The organism is Pseudomonas sp. 32A, assembly GCF_052682255.1.
On record NZ_JBQYLY010000001.1, the window covers coordinates 1,416,359 to 1,434,659 of the forward strand.

Sequence of the window (18,301 nt, forward strand, 5' to 3'; positions counted from 1 at the left end):
CCAATGCTCTAAAGGGAAGTGAGGTCCAGCGTGCTAGAGCAAATACTCGGGTTTTCCAGGGGGCTCCCGGGGGAGGCCCGTGGTTAGAGGCCTTCAGATGAAACGTTTAACTTGGCTGAACTGACTTCGAGGTTTTTTATTGACCGAATGGTCGGCTTAATAAAATTGAAAGTAAATGTACAAAATGAACAAACCTGTACAAGGCTGAACGAAAAATGTCCCTTCTCCTGTTCCTGCACACTGGCTAAGCTCAGCTCACTCCAAATGCCCGCAGAGGTTTCCCAAATGCCGCAGCAAACGCCCGCCCTCGACATTGCGCAGATGATCCTCGACGGCTTCGACGACTACCGCGAGCACTTCCGCCAGATCACCGATGGCGCCCGGGAGCGTTTCGAAAAGGCACAGTGGCAGCAAGGGCAGGCGGCCTCGGCGGCGCGCATCAACCTGTACGAAGACAAGGTCAGCGAAGTCACGGCGCGGCTGCGGGCGGCCTTCGATGAAGCCGTGTTACTCGACATTGCCGCCTGGCCGCTGGTGAAAAGCGCCTACATCAGCCTGATCGACCTGCGGTTTGACGATGAGCTGTCCGAGACCTGGTACAACTCGACGTTTTGCGGGCTGTTCAGTCACGACCTGATCAGCGACGGCTGCATGTTCATTCACACCACGCGGCCGAGCCTGCGCCGCGCCCGGGCGGCGCAGACCCGCACCTACAAGCCGGGCGGCAAGCTGGCAGGCATGCTGGAACAGATTTTCGCCGACTACCGTTTCAGTGAACCCTACGCCGACTTGCCCGCCGACCTGCGCCGCCTGGAAGCGCAATTGCGCGAAAACCTGCCGGACTGGGTCTGCAAAGACCCGGACCTCAACGTCGAACTATTCTCCTCGGTGCTGTACCGCAACAAAGGCGCGTACCTCGTAGGGCGCATCTACACCCGCGACGAACAGTGGCCGCTGGTGATCCCGCTGCTGCATCGGGAAGGGCGCGGCATCCAGATCGACGCACTGATCACCGACGAAGCCGACGTGTCGATCATCTTCTCGTTCACCCGCTCCTATTTCATGGTGGACGTGCCGGTGCCGGCGGAGTTTATCGGCTTCCTCAAGCGCATCCTGCCGGGCAAGCACATCGCCGAGTTGTACACCTCCATCGGCTTCTACAAACACGGAAAATCCGAGTTCTATCGGGCGCTGATCAACCACCTCGCCACTACCGACGACCAGTTCATCATGGCCCCGGGCGTGCGCGGCATGGTCATGAGTGTGTTTACCCTGCCGGGCTTCAACACCGTGTTCAAGATCATCAAGGACCGCTTTTCACCGTCGAAAAACGTCAACCGCGCCACGGTGATCGAGAAGTACCGGCTGGTGAAAAGTGTCGACCGAGTCGGGCGCATGGCTGACACCCAGGAGTTCGCCGACTTCCGTTTTCCGCTGAGCAAGTTTGAGCCCGAATGCCTGGCCGAATTGCTTGAAGTCGCCGCCGGCACCGTCGAAGTGGAAGGCGATACGGTACTGATCCGCCACTGCTGGACCGAGCGGCGCATGACCCCGCTCAACCTCTATCTGGAGAACGCCAACGAAGCCCAGGTGCGCGAAGCGCTGGAAGACTACGGCCTGGCGATCAAGCAACTGGCGGCGGCGAATATTTTCCCCGGCGATATGTTGCTGAAGAATTTTGGCGTCACCCGCCATGGTCGCGTGGTGTTCTACGACTATGACGAAATCTGTTTCCTGACCGAAGCCAACTTTCGCCACATTCCGGCGCCGCGCACCCCGGAAGATGAAATGGCCTCCGAGCCCTGGTATTCCATCGGCCCGCTGGATGTGTTCCCGGAGGAATTCCCGCCGTTCCTGTTTGCCGATGCCGGCCAGCGCCGGCTGTTCGACGAACTGCACGGCGAGTTGTACAACGCCGACTACTGGAAAGGCCTGCAAGATGCGATTCGCGCCGGCAAGGTGATTGACGTGTTTCCCTACCGTCGCAAGGGCCTGGACAACGAATGAGGGGAGCGCTTGGCGGCGCTTTTCTGCGACAATCCGCCCCCTGCCTACATAGACGACCTTTGCGTACCTGATGACTGACCAAGCGCCCGCTATCGACCAACTGCTGAAAAACCTCGATCACGCCATGCTCGCCGACCGCCACCGCTTGCGGCGGCAGCTGCTTGAGCTGCGCAAGAAACCCGATGAGGAAAAACTTGCGCAGTGGGTGACGCGGATGCAGGCCTCCTGCGCCCAGGTGACGGCGCGGCGTGCCAGCCTGCCGGTGATTCGCTATGACGACAGCCTGCCGATCGCCGCCAAGCGCGACGAAATCAAGGAAGCGCTGCTCAAGCATCAGGTGCTGATCATTGCCGGTGAGACCGGCTCGGGTAAAACCACCCAGTTGCCGAAAATCTGCCTGGAAATCGGCCGCGGCCAATACGGCCTGATCGGCCATACCCAGCCGCGGCGGATTGCAGCGCGCAGCGTGGCCAGCCGGGTTGCGGAAGAATTGGCGACGCCATTGGGATCCCTGGTGGGTTACCAGGTGCGGTTTGAAGATCAGAGTGATTCCAACACCCTGATCAAGCTGATGACCGACGGCATCCTGCTGGCCGAAACCCAGAACGACCGCTACCTCGAACGCTACGACACGATCATCGTCGACGAAGCCCACGAGCGCAGCCTGAACATCGACTTCCTGCTGGGCTACCTGAAAACCCTGTTGCCACGTCGTCCGGACCTCAAGGTCATCATTACGTCGGCGACCATCGACCTGGAGCGCTTTTCCAAGCACTTCGACGATGCGCCGATTGTCGAGGTGTCGGGCCGCACCTTCCCGGTGGAAACCTGGTACCGCCCGTTGACCCTGGAGCAGGACGAGGAGGGCAACCGCGTCGAGGACGACCTGACCGTCGACCAGGCGATTCTCGCCACCCTTGATGAGATCGCCGCCTTTGAACGCAGCGAACGCAAGAGCCCCGGCGATGTGCTGGTGTTCCTGCCCGGCGAGCGCGAGATTCGCGACGCCGCCGATATGCTGCGCAAGGCCCAGCTCAAGCACACTGAAATTCTGCCGCTGTATGCGCGCCTGTCACCGGCCGAGCAACAGCGGATTTTCCAGTCCCACCCGGGCCGACGCGTGGTGCTGGCGACCAACGTCGCGGAAACCTCGCTGACCGTGCCGGGCATTCGTTATGTGATCGACAGCGGCACTGCGCGCATCAGCCGCTACAGCTACCGTGCCAAGGTCCAGCGCTTGCCGATCGAGGCGATTTCCCAGGCCAGCGCCAACCAGCGCAAAGGCCGCTGCGGGCGGGTGGAGCCGGGCATTTGCGTGCGCCTGTTCAGCGAAGAAGACTTTATCGGGCGTCCGGAATTTACCGACCCGGAAATCCTGCGCACCAACCTCGCGGCCGTGATCCTGCAGATGCTGCATCTGCGCCTGGGCGAGATCACCGATTTCCCGTTTATCGAGCCGCCGGATGGCAAGGCCATCAGCGATGGTTTCAACCTGCTGCAAGAGTTGTCCGCCGTTGACCGCAACAGCCAACTGACACCGATGGGCCGCCAGTTGGCGCGTCTGCCGGTGGACCCACGCATGGGCCGCATGTTGCTGGAGGCGGCCAAGCTTGGCAGCTTGCAGGAAGTGCTGATCGTCGCCAGTGCCATGTCGATCCAGGACCCGCGCGAGCGTCCGCCGGAACGCCAGCAAGCCGCCGACCAGGCTCACGCACAGTGGAAGGACGCGGATTCGGACTTCGCCGGGTTGGTGAATCTGTGGCGTGGTTTTGAAGAACAGCGCCAGGAATTGACCGCCAGCCCGTTGCGTAACTGGTGCCGCAAGAACTTCCTGAATTACCTGCGCCTGCGGGAGTGGCGTGATTCCCACCGCCAGTTGAGCCTGATCTGCCGCGACATGCAGTTGACCGTTAACAAGGAGCCGGCGGATTTCCCGAAACTGCACAAGGCGGTGCTGTCCGGCCTGCTGAGTCAGATCGGCCAGAAGACTGAAGACGGCGATTACCTCGGCGCGCGTCAGCGGCGTTTCTGGATTCACCCTTCCTCGGGCATCGGCAAGAAGCGCCCGCAGTGGCTGATGACCGCCGAACTGGTGGAAACCACCAAGCTGTATGCACGGATGGTGGCCAAGATCGACGCCGACTGGATCGAGCCATTGGCTGGGCACCTGATCAAGAAAAACCACTTCGAACCCCATTGGGAGAAGAAGCGCGGCCAAGTGGTGGCGTTTGAGCAGATCACGTTGTTCGGGTTGATCATCGTCGGGCGCCGGCCAGTGCATTACGGGCCGATTGATCCGGTGACGTCCCGCGAGCTGTTTATCCGTGAAGGCCTGGTGCGCGGCGAGATTCAGTCCCGGGCCCGCTGCCTGACCGCCAACCAGCAACTGCTGGAACAGCTCGACGAGCTGGAAGCCAAGGCCCGCCGGCGCGATATCCTGGCGGACGAGGAAACCCTGTACGCCTTCTACGATGCGCGCCTGCCCGCCGAGATCCACCAGACTGCGACCTTCGACAGTTGGTACAAGGTCAACAGCCAGAAAGACCCGCAACTGCTGATCATGCGCGAAGAAGACGTGCTGGCCCGCGAGGCCAGTGAAGTCACTGCCGCCCATTACCCGGACACCTTGCACCTGGGCGACCTGGCCCTGGCCTTGAGTTATCACTTCGAGCCCAACCATCCCCGGGATGGCGTGACCTTGCGCGTGCCGGCGCCGCTGTTGCCGGCCTTGCCGCCCGAGCGCCTGGAATGGCTGGTGCCGGGTGTGATCGAGGCCAAGTGCATTGCCTTGGTGCGTAACTTGCCCAAGGCCCTGCGCAAGAATTTCGTGCCGGTGCCGGATTTCGTCAAGGCAGCCCTGCAACGCATCGAATTTGGCCAAGGCTCGTTGCCCCAGGCGCTGGGGCGCGAATTGTTGCGCATGACCGGGGCACGGGTCAGCGATGAAGCCTGGGCCGAGGCCGCGCAACAGGTGGAAAACCACCTGAAGATGAACCTTGAAGTGGTCGACGGCCAAGGCAAGTTCCTCGGTGAAGGCCGCGACCTGGCCGAGCTGACCGCACGTTTCGCTGAAGCCAGTCAAGCCGCGTTGGCCGTACCGCAGACCGCGAAAAGCCAACAGCCGGTAGAGGCCAAGGTCTTTGCGGCGGTGGCCGAGAAAACCCAGCAAAACATCGCGGGGCTGTCGATGACGGTGTATCCGGCATTGGTGGAAGAAAACGGTACGGTCAAGGAAGGGCGCTTCTCCACCGCCGCCGAGGCGGAGTTCCAGCACCGTCGGGCCTTGCAACGTTTGCTGCTGCAACAATTGGCCGAGCCGGCAAAATTCCTGCGGGGCAAGTTGCCCGGCCTGACCGAGTTGGGCCTGATGTACCGCGAGCTGGGGCGTATCGAAGCCTTGGTGGAAGACATTCTGTTGGCCAGCCTCGACAGCTGCGTGCTGGAAGGCGAAGCCAGCCTGCCGCGTGACGGTGCCGGCCTGGCCGCCTTGGCCGAGCGCAAGCGTGGCAGTTGGACCGAACATGCCGAGCGCCAGGCGCGCTTGACCCTCGACATCCTGAAACTGTGGCATGGCCTGCAAAAACGCTTCAAAGGCAAGATTGACCTGGCCCAGGCCGTGGCTCTCAATGACATCAAGCAGCAATTGAGCAACCTGGTGTATCCCGGTTTTGTGCGGGAAACCCCGGCGCAATGGTTCAAGGAGCTGCCGCGTTTCCTCAAGGCCATCGAGTTGCGCCTGGAGAAGCTGCCGAGCCAGGTGCAGAAGGATCGGGTCTGGAGCACCGAGCTGGGTGGCCTGTGGAGTCAGTATCAGAATCGCTTGAACAAGCACGCCCAGGAAGGCAAGCGCGACCCTCAGCTGGAGCTGTATCGCTGGTGGCTGGAGGAATACCGGGTGTCGCTGTTTGCGCAGCAGTTGGGCACCAAGGTGCCGATTTCCGACAAGCGTCTGGGCAAGCAATGGAGCCTGGTCGAAGCGTGACCGACGTGCGTCAAGCAACTGTGGCGAGCGAGCTTGCTCGCGCTGGGCTGCGAAGCAGCCCTATAAGGTCTTTCTGAAACACCCGGGTAACTTTATTAGGGCCGCTTCGCGACCCAGCGCGAGCAAGCTCGCTCGCCACAGGGAAGGTGTTTGTGCGGGATAGGCGCCAAGTTTCCGATGTTGTGGCAAACTTCGCGGTTATAAATGCCGGGATCGTCGAATTGGGCTGGTGCAGCCATGGCGCGATGGAATAAAGCGTTTCCAGTTTGAAGGCCGCTGGGCGGCATAAAACTACTTACGGTTTGGTACGACGGTACCAATACCCTTCTGCCTGAACAGATTTAGAGGAACGACCGTGCATAACGTCGTCATCAGCGGCACAGGCCTGTACACCCCGGCCAACAGCATTTCCAACGAAGAGCTGGTGCAGTCTTTCAATGCTTACGTGCAACAGTTCAACCTGGATAACGCCGCCGCCATCGAACGCGGCGACGTCGAGGCACTGACCGAATCCAGCGCCGCCTTCATCGAAAAGGCCTCGGGCATCAAGAGCCGCTTTGTCATGGACAAGGCCGGCATTCTCGACCCGCAGCGCATGGCGCCACGCCTGCCGGAGCGCTCCAACGACGAGTGGTCGATCCTCTGCCAGATGGCCGTGGGTGCTGCCGAGCAAGCCTTGCAGCGCGCCGGCAAGACCGCCGCCGACATCGACGGTGTGATCGTCGCCTGTTCCAACCTGCAGCGGGCGTACCCGGCGATTGCCATTGAAGTCCAGGAAGCGCTGGGCATCCAGGGTTTCGGCTTTGACATGAACGTGGCCTGTTCCTCGGCGACCTTCGGCATCCAGAACGCCGCCAACAGCATCCAGCTGGGCCAGGCCCGGGCGATCCTGATGGTCAATCCGGAGATCTGCACCGGCCACCTGAACTTCCGTGACCGCGACAGCCATTTCATCTTTGGCGATGCGGCCACCGCCGTGATTCTCGAGCGGGCCGACCTGGCCACTTCCGAGCATCAGTTCGACGTGGTGAGCACCAAGCTGCTGACCAAGTTCTCCAACAACATCCGCAACAACTTCGGTTTCCTCAACCGCGCGGCGGAAGAGGGCATCGGTGCCCCAGACAAGCTGTTCGTGCAAGAAGGCCGCAAAGTCTTCCGTGATGTCTGCCCGATGGTCGCCGAGTTGATCGGCACGCACCTCTCGGAAAACCAGCTGAATGTCGGCGATGTGAAGCGCTTCTGGCTGCACCAGGCCAACCTCAGCATGAACCACCTGATCGTCAAGAAACTGCTGGGCCGTGAGGCTTCAGTGGAAGAAGCGCCGGTGATCCTCGATACTTACGCCAACACCAGCTCCGCGGGGTCGGTGATTGCGTTTCACACCTACCAGGACGACTTGCCCAAGGGCGCTGTGGCCGTGCTCAGCTCGTTTGGCGCCGGGTATTCGATTGGTAGCGTGATTCTGCGCAGACGCTGATCATGTTTTGAAATCGAGGTCTTGAATGGCAGCAGCGGACGACGCGCACCTGCTTGAACGATTGCTCAAGGGTGAGCAGCGGGCCTACAAGGAGTTGGTCACCACCTACCAGAGCGCGATGCGTGCCGTGGCCTATGCCATCGTTGGCCAGCGCCATGCCGATGAGGTGGTCCAGGACGCCTGGCTGTCGGTGGTGCGCAACCTGGCGAAGTTCGAGGGGCGCTCCAGCCTCAAGACCTGGCTGCTGACCATCACGGCCAACTCGGCAAAAGGCCGTTACAAGCAGAACCGCCGGGAAGTGCTGCTCGATGACCTGCCGTCACCCCACGGCACCATCGGCGATGATCGCTTCGTGCCCGACGATGGCCACTGGGCCGTCGCGCCGTTTGCCTGGCATCAGGACACTCCCGAAGCGCTGCTTACCGAAGACGAACTGCGTAATTGCCTGGAGCACACGCTGGCCAGTCTTTCCGAACTGCAAAGCAGCGTACTGCTGCTGCGCGAACGTCAGGGGCTGGAGTTGGAGGAGATTTGTAATCTTCTGACACTATCGCTCTCCAATGTTCGTGTGCTGCTGCATCGAGCACGGCTTAAAGTCTTCGCCACGGTGGAGCATTTTGAGGAAACCGGCGAATGTTGACCTGTAAAGAACAAGTGGCGCGTTCCAGTGACTATCTCGATGGGCAACTGACCTTTCGCGAGCGTCTGCTGGTGCGTCATCACCTGATGTTCTGCGCCAACTGCCGGCGCTTTATCCGGCAGATGCGCTTGATGCAGGCAACGCTGAAAATCCTGCCCGAGCCGCCCATCGCCGATGTTGATGCGTTGGCCGAGCGTCTGGCCGCCGAGCGTTCCCGCGACCCGTAATACCCGTCACTTTTCACACAAAAACCAAGCCCGCATCGATAAATGATGCGGGCTTTTTTTTGCTCAAAAAATAATCAACATGAAAAATTATTCATTTTTAATGAGGCTTTTTACATTTTGCAACATCTGGCATTTTCACCAGTTTTATGGGCTGGAGCCTTGATTTACGTGGGCTTCGGCTTATTTCGAATAGCTATTAAAAAGTTCCCGAGTAACAAAATCTTTATGTTCCAGCAACCCGGCTGAAATATCCCCTCGCCAAGATCGCCCCCCAACACCAGCGGCTCTAAACCGCGTGTTTTACCAATGCACAAGACCATCAATTAGGGGAATTCTTCGATGATCCGTAAGCACTTCGCCGGTTTCGCGGCCAGCGCCTTGGCCCTGGCTGTCACCGCCCAGGCTTTCGCCGGTACTGTCACAACTGACGGCGCCGATATCGTTGTCAAAACCAAGGGCGGCCTTGAGGTTGCAACCACCGACCAGAATTTCAGCTTCAAGCTGGGTGGTCGTTTGCAGGCCGATTACGGTACGTTTGATGGCTTTTACACCAAGAACGGCAACTCGGCTGACGCCACGTACTTCCGACGCGCCTACCTCGAATTGGGCGGCACGGTGTACAAGGACTGGAAATACCAGATCAACTACGACTTTTCCCACAACTCCGGCAATGCCGATGATGGCTACTTCGACGAAGCGTCCTTCTCGTACGTAGGCTTCAAGCCAGTGGTGATCCGCGCTGGTCGTTTCGACCAGGACTTCGGCCTGGAAAAAGCCACCAGTTCCAAATGGGTGACCGCCATCGAGCGTAACCTCGGTTATGAAGTCGCCGACTGGATCAACTCCCACGAAAACGGCATGGGCCTGCAGGTCAGCGCCGTGGTGGCTGACATGGCCTACCTGTCCTCCAGCGTTTCTTCCAAGGACATCAACGACAAGAACGGCAAAGGCGTGAAGCAGTTCAACGGCCGTGCCGTGTTTGCGCCGATGCACGACAGCGGCAACGTCTTGCACCTGGGTGTGGACGTGGCGGTGCGTGACCTGAAGGACACTTCGTTCGACTCGCGAATCCGTCCTCGCCTGGACGCTCGTGGCGTTGCCACCAACGGCGGCAACGATGCCGGGGCCAACGGCAACCGTGCGACCTTCGGCGGCGGTGTAGGGCTGGACTCCGGCAACCTGACCGCGAACGACGCCTACGACACCGACACGGTTTTTGGCGGTGAATTTGCCTTCGCTCGTGGCCCGCTGTCCCTGCAGGCCGAATACCTGAACCGCAAGATGAAGGCCGACAGCAGCGCTTATCAGGACGTGAAGGCCACGGGTTTCTACGGCCAGGTGGCCTACACGCTGACCGGCGAGTCCCGGGTCTACAAACTCGACGGCGCCAAGTTCGACACCATCAAGCCGCAGAACAAGCAGTTCGGCGCGTGGGAAGTGTTCTATCGCTACGACAACATCAGCGTTGACGACAAAAACGTGGTGCGTAACAGCGCGACCCGTGAAGTGGGTGACGCCAAGGCAAGCCTGAACACCATCGGTGTCAACTGGTACGCCAACGAAGCGGTGAGGGTCTCTGCCAACTACCTCAAGGTCAGCACTGACAAGATCCAGAACGCCAATGGCGACGACAGCGGCGACGCCATCGTGGCCCGCGTGCAGTACGTGTTCTAAGCAACCTGCAACACCGCTCCAAAGCGCTTTTTCTTCATCCGTCAAAGCGCTCCTCATTTGGTTTGCCCCGCCGTTTGGCGGGGCTTTTTTTTGCGCCGAGTCCTGTAGGCGCGAGCTTGCTCGCGAAGAACCAGAGATCACCGCGTTCTGTCAGAATGGTCGCGTTATCGTTAACGACCATCGCGAGCAAGCTCGCTCCTACACAACGCCGTGACCGTCGGGGAATGGGATGCCGTTACAACGTTTGAATAACCTGTCCGAGATTGCGCCCGATGAATGGAATGGGTTGGTCCCCGCTGACCAGCCGTTTCTGCGCCATGCGTTCCTCAGTGCTCTGGAAGACAGCGCCAGCATCGGCCCGCACTCTGGCTGGCAGCCGGAGCATTTGCTGCACTATGAAGGTGGCCGGCTGATCGCCGCGTTGCCCAGCTATCGCAAATGGCATTCCTATGGCGAATACGTGTTCGACCACGGCTGGGCTGACGCCTGCGAGCGTGCCGGCATTGATTACTATCCGAAACTGTTGACGGCCGTGCCGTTCAGTCCGGTCAGCGGCCCGCGTCTATTGGCTGCCAGCGCCGAGGACGGTTTCGAACTGCTTAAAAGCCTGCCCGGCTACCTGGAAATCGAAGGCCTTTCCAGCGCCCATATCAACTTTACCGACGCCCTGGCCGACACCGCCCTGGCCCAACAGCCGGGGTGGCTGCAACGTCTGGGCTGCCAGTTTCATTGGCAAAACCGGGGTTACCGTGACTTTCAGGATTTCCTCGACGCCCTGAGTTCGCGCAAGCGAAAACAGATGCGCAAGGAGCGTGAGCAAGTGGCGGGGCAGGGCATCGAGTTCGAGTGGCTGCAAGGCCATGAATTGAGCGAGGCGCAGTGGGATTTTGTCTACGCCTGTTACGCCAACACCTACGCCATACGCCGACAATCGCCGTACCTGACCCGGAATTTTTTCAGCCTGCTGGCCGAGCGCATGCCCGAGGCGATTCGCGTGGTGCTGGCCAAGCAAGGTTCACGGCCGGTGGCCATGGCCTTCAGCCTGATCGGTGGCGACAGCTTTTATGGGCGTTACTGGGGCTGCCTGGCCGAGTTCGACCGGCTGCATTTCGAGACTTGCTTCTATCAAGGCATGGATTACGCGATTGCCCATGGCCTGCAGCGCTTTGACGCGGGCGCCCAGGGCGAGCACAAGCTGATTCGCGGGTTTGAGCCGGTGATCACGCGTTCCTGGCATTACCTGCGACACCCGGGATTGAAGACCGCCGTGGCGGATTTCCTGGAGCGCGAAAGCGTGGGGATCCTGGCATATGCCGAGGAGGCGAGAGCAGCCCTGCCTTATCGGCAGGGCTGAACCACTGGTCGGTTGACAGGTGCCGAGGGCGGGAGCATTTCGCTATAGTGTATGTACAAAAGTAAATACAGGATGCATCATGCGTTTTGAGTGGGATGAATCCAAAAACCAAGTAAACATCCGCAAGCACGGCATAGACTTCAACGACGTATCGGATATTTTTCAACATCCAATATTGTCACAACGTGATACTCGAACGGATTATGACGAAGAACGCTGGGTCAGCATTGGCTGGATAAAATTACTGGTAGGTGTAGTTGTATACACCGAGAGGCGGGGTGACGTAATTCGCATTATTTCCGCCCGAAAAGCAACCAAACAGGAGGCCAAATACTATGTCGAAAGCATCGAAAACTGACTGGGAGCGCCTGGCTAAGATGGACGATCGGGAGATTGATACCAGCGACATCCCCGAGTTGGGAGAAGACTTCTTCCGTCGTGCCGAATTGCGTGTGCCGGTCAAGCAGGCAGTTACTATCCGTCTGGATGCTGACGTTCTTGAGTGGTTCAAGGGGCAAGGGACTGGCTATCAGACGCGCATCAATCAGTTGCTGCGCCAGTATATGCAGGCACATCAAGGCTGATAGAGCACTGGCGAGGGCAGCCCTGCCTTACCGGCAGGGCTGAACCCGTTTGGCTCAGGCGGGTTTTTCCGTGCCGAGCCATCGATAGGTAATGCCGCCGATCACTGCACCGAGGATCGGCGCCAGCCAGAACATCCACAACTGCTGGAGCGCCCAGCCGCCGACAATCAGCGCCGGGCCGGTACTGCGGGCCGGGTTGACCGAGGTGTTGGTGACCGGGATCGAGATCAGGTGGATCAGTGTCAACGCGAGGCCGATGGCGATCGGCGCGAAACCTGCCGGCACACGGCGGTCGGTGGCGCCTAGGATGATCAGCACGAACATGGCCGTCATCACCAGCTCGCACACAAACCCCGCTGCCATTGAATAACCACCGGGTGAGTGCTCGCCGTAGCCGTTGCTGGCCAGGCCTGAGGCCAGTTCGAACCCTGGCTTGCCGCTGGCTATGAAGTACAACAACGCAGCGGCGACGATGCCGCCGATGACCTGGGAGATGATGTACGCCGGTAACTCCCTGGCCGGAAACCTTCCGCCCACTACCAGCCCCACGGACACCGCAGGGTTCAGGTGGCACCCACTGATGTGCCCGATGGCGAATGCCATGGTCAGCACCGTGAGCCCGAACGCCAGGGCCACACCGAGCACACCGATCCCGACAGGCGACGATGCGGCCAGTACCGCACTGCCGCAGCCACCCAACACCAGCCAAAACGTACCCAGTCCTTCCGTAACGGAACGCTTGAACAGTGACATGAACACATCCTTAGTAGATTGCTCTATCTGATTAACGGGTCTTTGACGCTTCCCTGCTGCCTTAAATCAGGGCCCTCCTGGGGCCTGATTGGAGTACAGCAGGATTGTGTCGCAAGACCAGCGGGATAGAGAAAACTGTCAGAATTGTTCGGAATTGAGGTCGCAGTTAACCAACGGAATCAGTCTATTCCGACGAACCCGCCGGTCTGGTGTTGCCACAATCGTGCATACAAACCGCCATGTGCGAGCAATTCGGCATGGCTGCCGCTTTCGGCAATCTGGCCTTTTTCCAGCACCACCAGCCTGTCCATTCTGGCAATGGTTGAAAGCCGGTGTGCGATGGCGATTACCGTCTTGCCCTGCATCAGGGTTTCCAGGCTTTCCTGGATTGCGGCTTCGACTTCCGAATCCAGTGCCGAGGTGGCTTCGTCCATGATCAGGATCGGCGCGTCCTTGAGCAGTACCCGGGCGATGGCGATGCGCTGACGTTGCCCGCCGGAGAGTTTGACCCCGCGTTCACCGACGTGAGCGTCCAGGCCAGTACGGCCCTCAGCGTCCGACAGCAACGGGATGAACTCGTCGGCGCGGGCCTTGTGCACGGCGGCCCAAAGCTCTTCGTCGGTAGCGTCCGGCTTGCCATACAGCAGGTTGTCGCGGATCGAGCGGTGCAGCAGCGAGGTGTCCTGGGTGATCATGCCGATCTGTTCGCGCAGGGTTTCCTGGGCGACTTCGGCGATGTTCTGGCCGTCGATCAGGATGCGTCCGCCTTGCAGGTCGTACAGGCGCAACAGCAGGTTGACCAGGGTGGATTTACCCGCGCCGGACGGACCGATCAGGCCGATTTTTTCACCCGGTTTAATGTCCAGGTTCAGGCCGCTGATGATTCCGCTCTTCTTGCCGTAATGGAAATCCACTTGATCGAACCGCACCTCGCCATGGGGCACTTCCAGGCGCGGGGCATTCTCGCGGTCGGTCACTGCCAGCGGTTGTGCGATGGTTTTCAGGCCGTCCTGGACCATGCCGATGTTTTCGAAAATGCCGTTGACCACCCACATGATCCAGCCGGACATGTTGACGATACGAATCACCAGGCCGGTGGCCAGGGCAATGGCGCCCACCGAAATCAGGGATTGGGTCCACAGCCACAGGGCCAGCCCGGTGGTGAAGACAATCAGCAGGCCATTCATGGTGGTGATCACGATGTCCATGCTGGTCACGACACGGCTGGCCAGCTGGGTTTTCTCGGTCTGCTCGACGATGGCTTCCTTGGCGTAGTTCTGCTCGTAATTCGTATGAGCGAACAGCTTCAAGGTGGTGATGTTGGTGTAGCCATCGACAATCCGTCCCATCAATTTGGAACGTGCCTCGGAGGAAATCACCGAGCGTTCCTTGACCCGTGGCACGAAGTACCGCAGGGCCAGGCTGTAGGCGATGATCCAGGTGATCAGCGGGATCATCAGGCGCCAGTCCGCTTCGGCGAACAGCACCAGGGCGCTGATGGCGTAGATCGCCACGTGCCAGATCGCGTCCACGGCGGCCACCGCAGAGTCGCGCAGGGAGTTGCCGGTTTGCATGATGCGCTGGGCAATGCGCCCGGCGAAGTCGTTCTGGAAGAAGTTCAGGCTCTGCTTGAGCACATAGCTGTGGTTCTGCCAGCGAATCAGGCTGGTCATTCCGGGACTGATGGTCTGGTGCACCAGCAGGTCATGCAGGGCGCCGAAGATCGGGCGCAGCAGCAGGGCGACCACGGCCATCCAGATCAGCTCGGTGGCGTGGATCTGGAAGAAGTTGGCGGGCGGCGTGCCCTGAGCCAGGTCGATGATGCGGCTCAGGTAGCTGAACAGCGCCACTTCGATCAGCGCGCCGATCAGGCCCACCACCAGCAAGGCGGCAAAGCACGGCCATACCTGGCGCAGGTAATAGATGTAGAAGGGCAGGACTTTATCGGGAGGGGCCGCGCTGGGAGCGTCGCGGAAGATGTCGATCAGTTGTTCAAAACGACGATAGAGCATTAGGTATGACGCCCGCGCGGCGGGCTCTCCTGTTCAAATGTGCGCGGTGCCTCGGGGGCACCGCGCGAAACTCCCTGTAGCCTTCAGTCGATGCGCTTGGCCGACTTGATCAGGACAGGATCGATTGGCACGTTCTGCATGCCCTGTTTGGTGGTGGTTTGCGAGTTGACGATGATGTCGACCACGTCCATACCCTTGACCACTTTGGCGAACACCGCGTAACCCGCATCACGGCCCGGGTCGAGGAAGGCATTGTCTGCAACGTTGATGAAGAATTGGCTGGTGGCGGAGTTCGGGTCGTTGGTACGCGCCATCGACAGGGTGCCACGCACGTTATGCAGGCCGTTGCTGGCTTCGTTCTTGATCGGTGCTTCGGTCGGCTTTTGCGACATTTGCGACGTGAACCCACCGCCCTGCACCATGAAGCCCGGGATTACCCGGTGAAAAATGGTGTTGGTGTAGAAGCCTTTGTCGACATAGGCCAGGAAGTTCTTGGTACTGATCGGGGCCTTGACCGGGTCCAGTTCGATCTCGATGTCGCCATTGGTGGTGGTGATCAATACGTGAGGGGCCTTGGCGGGTTCCGCCGCCATCAGGTTGGCAGCGAACAGTACGGAACCGGCAAAGAAGGCGATTTTTTTCAGCATGGGTCAGTGATCCTGGGTTGTGGTTTCGACTGTCTTGAGAAAATCGAGCAGGGTGTTGTTGAAGTGTTCGGGTTGGTCCAGCGGCGTGGCATGGCGGGAATCTTCGATCACCACCAGCCGCGCATCGGGCAGCAGTTTTACATAGATTTCTTTCTGCGCCACGGGGGTGTAGTCGTGGTCGGCGCTGATGACCAGGGTTGGACAGGAGATTTTCGAAAGTTGTTCCTGTACGCCCCAGCCAACAATCGCATCGAAGCTGGCGAGGTAAGCACGTTTGTCGTTTTTTGCCCAGCGTTCAGCCATCTTGCGCCGTAGTTCGGCTTGTTCGGGCTTGGGAAACAGCATAGTGCCCAAGGCTTTGCCGATGGTGCTCAGGCTGAGAACGCGCGCCAGGCTCCAACGTTTTGCCCACTGCCAGTAATCGCCGGCAGTGCGAACCTTGACCTGAGGCGCACTGTTGACGATGCACAGGCTCTTGAGCATTTGTGGCTCATCCACCGCCAGCTGAAAGGCGATCATGCCACCCATGGACAAGCCGACCACGTGGGCCGGGGGCAGTTGCAGGTGTTCGATCAAGGCCACCAAATCGGCGGTGAAGCCCGCGATACTGTAGCGCTCCCGGGGTTTGTCGGAGCGTCCATGACCGCGCACATCTACCAACACCAGCCGGTAGTGTTGCGCCAATACGGGCACTTGCAGCTCCCAATCCAGGCAACTGGAGCCCAGGCCGTGGATCAGGATCAGCGGTGAGCTATGGCCATATTCCTCGTAATGCAGGGTGCAACCTTCATGTTCGAAATAGGCCATGGGAACTCCTTGTTCAGGCTTGCTGCGGTGCGGCGAACGGCGCGTCCAGTGGGGCAGTGTCGAAGGTGCGCAGCAACTCGACGAGAATCTGCGTGGCCGGGCCCAGGGGTTTGTCCTTGTTCGAGTAAAGATAGAAGGTCGGGTTGCGGCTGCCACCTCGTTCCAGGGGCAGTAGCTTGAGCAGGCCTTCCTTGAGTTCGCGTTCGATCAGGTGCCGGGGTAACCAGGCAAAACCCAGGCCGCTGCTGACAAAGGTGGCGGCGGTGGGCAGGCTGCCGACGGTCCAGCGCTGTTCGGCACCGAGCCAGCCGACGTCCCGTGGCTGCTGGCGGCCGGAGTCGCGGATCACTACCTGCATGTGGCTTTCCAGGTCCTGGAAGCTCAGTTCTCGATGCAGTTGGTGCAGCGGATGTTCGGGGTGGGCCACGGCGACAAATTCGACGTCGCTCATTTCCGTCCCCAGGTAACCCGGAATGATGAACCCGCTGATCGCGAGGTCGGCCATGCCGTCCATCAACAGCTCTTCGACACCGGACAACACCTCTTCACGCAGGCGTACCCGACAGCCACGGCTTTGCGGCATAAAGGCGGTGAGGGCGCGTACCAGACGGGCGTTGGGGTAGGCCGCGTCGACCACCAGCCGCACTTCGGCCTCCCAGCCTTGTTCCATATGGTGGGCCAGGTCTTCGAGCTGGCTGGCATTTTTCACCAGTTGCCGGGAGCGGCGTAGCAGTACTTCACCCGCTTCGGTGAGCACCGCCTTGCGCCCGTCGATGCGCAGCAGCGGCACGCCGAGTTGGTCCTGCATGCGGGCCACGGTGTAGCTTACCGAGGATTGCGAGCGGTGCAGCGCTTCGGCCGCCTGGGCGAAGCCACCATGGTCCACCACGGCTTGCAGGGTGCGCCATTGATCAAGGGTAACGCGGGGCGCTTTCAAGATGAGCTCCTCTTGTCCTAAGCTGGCGGTCCTTATTGGAGACTGCCGAATGAGAAAATTCTGTTGTGTGCTGCTGACGCTGCTGCCGTTGAGTGCGTTTGCATTCAGTACTGATGTGACGAAAGACATTCAGGGCGTGAAGATCGATTACCGCGCGTCGGACGTCGACAGCAACATCAGTTCGATCCAACTCACCAACTACGGCCCCAATGACGCGGAGTGCAAGGTACGCTTTACCAACGGCCCGGAAGCCCCGCGCACCCGCAAGGTCACGGTCGCAGCAGGGAAAACCACCAATACCACGGTCAATTTCAGCCGTGCCATTATCAAGATGCGTATCCAGCTGACCTGCGCACCGAAATAAGGCAAAAGCGGAGGAAGCCCACAGCAATACTCCGCTTATAAACAAATTTCTAGATGGGTTATAGCAATTTTTTACGCTTTTTAATCGAACGGGCTCTGATTAACCTTCACTCCATCGCCTTACAGCATTCACCGATGGAGCTTACATAATCATGGCCCGTGTTCTGATCATCGAAAGCAGCGCCCGTCAGCAGGACTCAATCTCCCGCCAACTGACCCAACAATTCATCAGCCAATGGAAAATCGCCCACCCGGCTGATCAGATCACCGTGCGTGACCTCGCCATCAACCCGGTGCCGCACTTGGACGCCAATCTGTTGGGCGGCTGGATGAAACCTGCCGAACAGCGCAGCACGCTCGAACAGGCTTCCCTGGATCGCTCCAACGAACTGACCGATGAACTGCTGGCCGCCGATGTATTGGTGATGGCCGCACCGATGTACAACTTCGCGATTCCCAGCACCCTTAAAGCCTGGCTCGACCATGTGCTGCGTGCCGGTGTGACCTTCAAGTACACCGCCACTGGCCCCCAGGGCCTGCTGACCGACAAGCGCGCCTTTGTGCTGACCGCCCGCGGCGGCATTCATGCCGGCGGTAGCACCGATCACCAGGAACCGTACCTGCGTCAGGTCATGGGCTTTATCGGCATCCACGACGTCACGTTCATTCACGCCGAAGGGGTGAACCTGGGCGGTGACTTCCAGGAAAAAGGCGTGAACCAGGCCAAGGCACTGCTCGCCCAAGTGGCGTGAGATGTTAATCGTCAGATAATCGCTCGCTGTTTAGATAGCTCCACGCAACCCTTCAAGTACGCGTATCGAACCTCCCTTTGCACTT

General features: G+C 59.7%; 16 protein-coding genes. 11 read left to right on the plus strand and 5 right to left on the minus strand.

Annotated elements, in window-relative coordinates:
- Nucleotides 1–285: 285 nt before the first annotated feature.
- The 9 genes from aceK (at nucleotide 286) to ACUN0G_RS06540 (ending at nucleotide 11,945) form a co-directional block, all read left to right on the plus strand.
- On the plus strand, nucleotides 286–2,007 hold the full coding sequence (aceK, locus tag ACUN0G_RS06500) for a bifunctional isocitrate dehydrogenase kinase/phosphatase (protein ID WP_218263647.1): 1,722 nt from the start codon (nucleotides 286–288) through the stop codon (nucleotides 2,005–2,007).
- Nucleotides 2,008–2,077: 70 nt separating this feature from the next.
- Nucleotides 2,078–5,989, plus strand: coding sequence for an ATP-dependent RNA helicase HrpA (hrpA, locus tag ACUN0G_RS06505; RefSeq protein WP_445572946.1), 3,912 nt, complete (start codon nucleotides 2,078–2,080; stop codon nucleotides 5,987–5,989).
- 355 nt (nucleotides 5,990–6,344) lie between these two features.
- Complete coding sequence (locus ACUN0G_RS06510) at nucleotides 6,345–7,466, plus strand: beta-ketoacyl-ACP synthase III (RefSeq protein ID WP_445572947.1); 1,122 nt, start codon at nucleotides 6,345–6,347, stop codon at nucleotides 7,464–7,466.
- A 25-nt stretch (nucleotides 7,467–7,491) separates the two neighbouring features.
- The gene (locus ACUN0G_RS06515) at nucleotides 7,492–8,106 is read left to right on the plus strand and encodes an RNA polymerase sigma factor (RefSeq protein ID WP_177122847.1); all 615 of its coding nucleotides are present in this window, start codon (nucleotides 7,492–7,494) and stop codon (nucleotides 8,104–8,106) included.
- Nucleotides 8,100–8,333, plus strand: coding sequence for an anti-sigma factor family protein (locus tag ACUN0G_RS06520; RefSeq protein ID WP_258344241.1), 234 nt, complete (start codon nucleotides 8,100–8,102; stop codon nucleotides 8,331–8,333). The genes ACUN0G_RS06515 and ACUN0G_RS06520 overlap by 7 nt, the downstream gene beginning before the upstream one ends.
- A 339-nt stretch (nucleotides 8,334–8,672) precedes the next feature.
- A complete protein-coding gene (locus tag ACUN0G_RS06525; protein ID WP_258344243.1) occupies nucleotides 8,673–10,007 on the plus strand; it encodes an OprO/OprP family phosphate-selective porin in 1,335 nt (444 codons plus the stop codon).
- A 229-nt stretch (nucleotides 10,008–10,236) separates the two neighbouring features.
- On the plus strand, nucleotides 10,237–11,361 hold the full coding sequence (locus ACUN0G_RS06530; RefSeq protein ID WP_445572948.1) for a GNAT family N-acetyltransferase: 1,125 nt from the start codon (nucleotides 10,237–10,239) through the stop codon (nucleotides 11,359–11,361).
- A gap of 79 nt (nucleotides 11,362–11,440) precedes the next feature.
- Nucleotides 11,441–11,719 (plus strand): BrnT family toxin, encoded by a 279-nt coding sequence (locus ACUN0G_RS06535; RefSeq protein WP_226475034.1) that lies wholly within the window; start codon nucleotides 11,441–11,443, stop codon nucleotides 11,717–11,719.
- Nucleotides 11,697–11,945 carry a BrnA antitoxin family protein gene (locus ACUN0G_RS06540; protein ID WP_003210705.1) on the plus strand — a complete coding sequence of 83 codons (249 nt, stop codon included), beginning with the start codon at nucleotides 11,697–11,699 and terminating at the stop codon, nucleotides 11,943–11,945. Before ACUN0G_RS06535 ends, ACUN0G_RS06540 begins: the two co-directional genes overlap by 23 nt.
- A 54-nt stretch (nucleotides 11,946–11,999) precedes the next feature.
- Here the strand turns inward: ACUN0G_RS06540 and aqpZ are convergent, their stop codons facing one another.
- The 5 genes from aqpZ to ACUN0G_RS06565 all read right to left on the minus strand — a co-directional run bounded on the left by aqpZ (nucleotide 12,000) and on the right by ACUN0G_RS06565 (nucleotide 17,101).
- Nucleotides 12,000–12,698 carry an aquaporin Z gene (aqpZ, locus tag ACUN0G_RS06545; RefSeq protein ID WP_445572949.1) on the minus strand — a complete coding sequence of 233 codons (699 nt, stop codon included), beginning with the start codon at nucleotides 12,696–12,698 and terminating at the stop codon, nucleotides 12,000–12,002.
- Between the two features lie 179 nt (nucleotides 12,699–12,877).
- Nucleotides 12,878–14,710 (minus strand): ABC transporter ATP-binding protein, encoded by a 1,833-nt coding sequence (locus ACUN0G_RS06550; RefSeq protein ID WP_445572950.1) that lies wholly within the window; start codon nucleotides 14,708–14,710, stop codon nucleotides 12,878–12,880.
- 83 nt (nucleotides 14,711–14,793) lie between these two features.
- Nucleotides 14,794–15,357, minus strand: a complete 564-nt coding sequence (locus tag ACUN0G_RS06555; protein ID WP_063032494.1) for a peptidylprolyl isomerase — start codon at nucleotides 15,355–15,357, stop codon at nucleotides 14,794–14,796.
- A gap of 3 nt (nucleotides 15,358–15,360) precedes the next feature.
- Complete coding sequence (locus tag ACUN0G_RS06560; RefSeq protein ID WP_445572951.1) at nucleotides 15,361–16,164, minus strand: alpha/beta fold hydrolase; 804 nt, start codon at nucleotides 16,162–16,164, stop codon at nucleotides 15,361–15,363.
- Between the two features lie 13 nt (nucleotides 16,165–16,177).
- The gene (locus ACUN0G_RS06565) at nucleotides 16,178–17,101 is read right to left on the minus strand and encodes a LysR family transcriptional regulator (protein WP_003210710.1); all 924 of its coding nucleotides are present in this window, start codon (nucleotides 17,099–17,101) and stop codon (nucleotides 16,178–16,180) included.
- A 49-nt stretch (nucleotides 17,102–17,150) separates the two neighbouring features.
- Here ACUN0G_RS06565 and ACUN0G_RS06570 point away from each other — a divergent pair, with 49 nt between their 5' ends.
- Both ACUN0G_RS06570 and ACUN0G_RS06575 read left to right on the plus strand, forming a co-directional pair.
- Complete coding sequence (locus ACUN0G_RS06570; RefSeq protein ID WP_421552372.1) at nucleotides 17,151–17,465, plus strand: 3-phosphoglycerate kinase; 315 nt, start codon at nucleotides 17,151–17,153, stop codon at nucleotides 17,463–17,465.
- A 151-nt stretch (nucleotides 17,466–17,616) separates the two neighbouring features.
- Nucleotides 17,617–18,216 (plus strand): FMN-dependent NADH-azoreductase, encoded by a 600-nt coding sequence (locus tag ACUN0G_RS06575; protein ID WP_421552371.1) that lies wholly within the window; start codon nucleotides 17,617–17,619, stop codon nucleotides 18,214–18,216.
- Nucleotides 18,217–18,301: the final 85 nt, after the last annotated feature.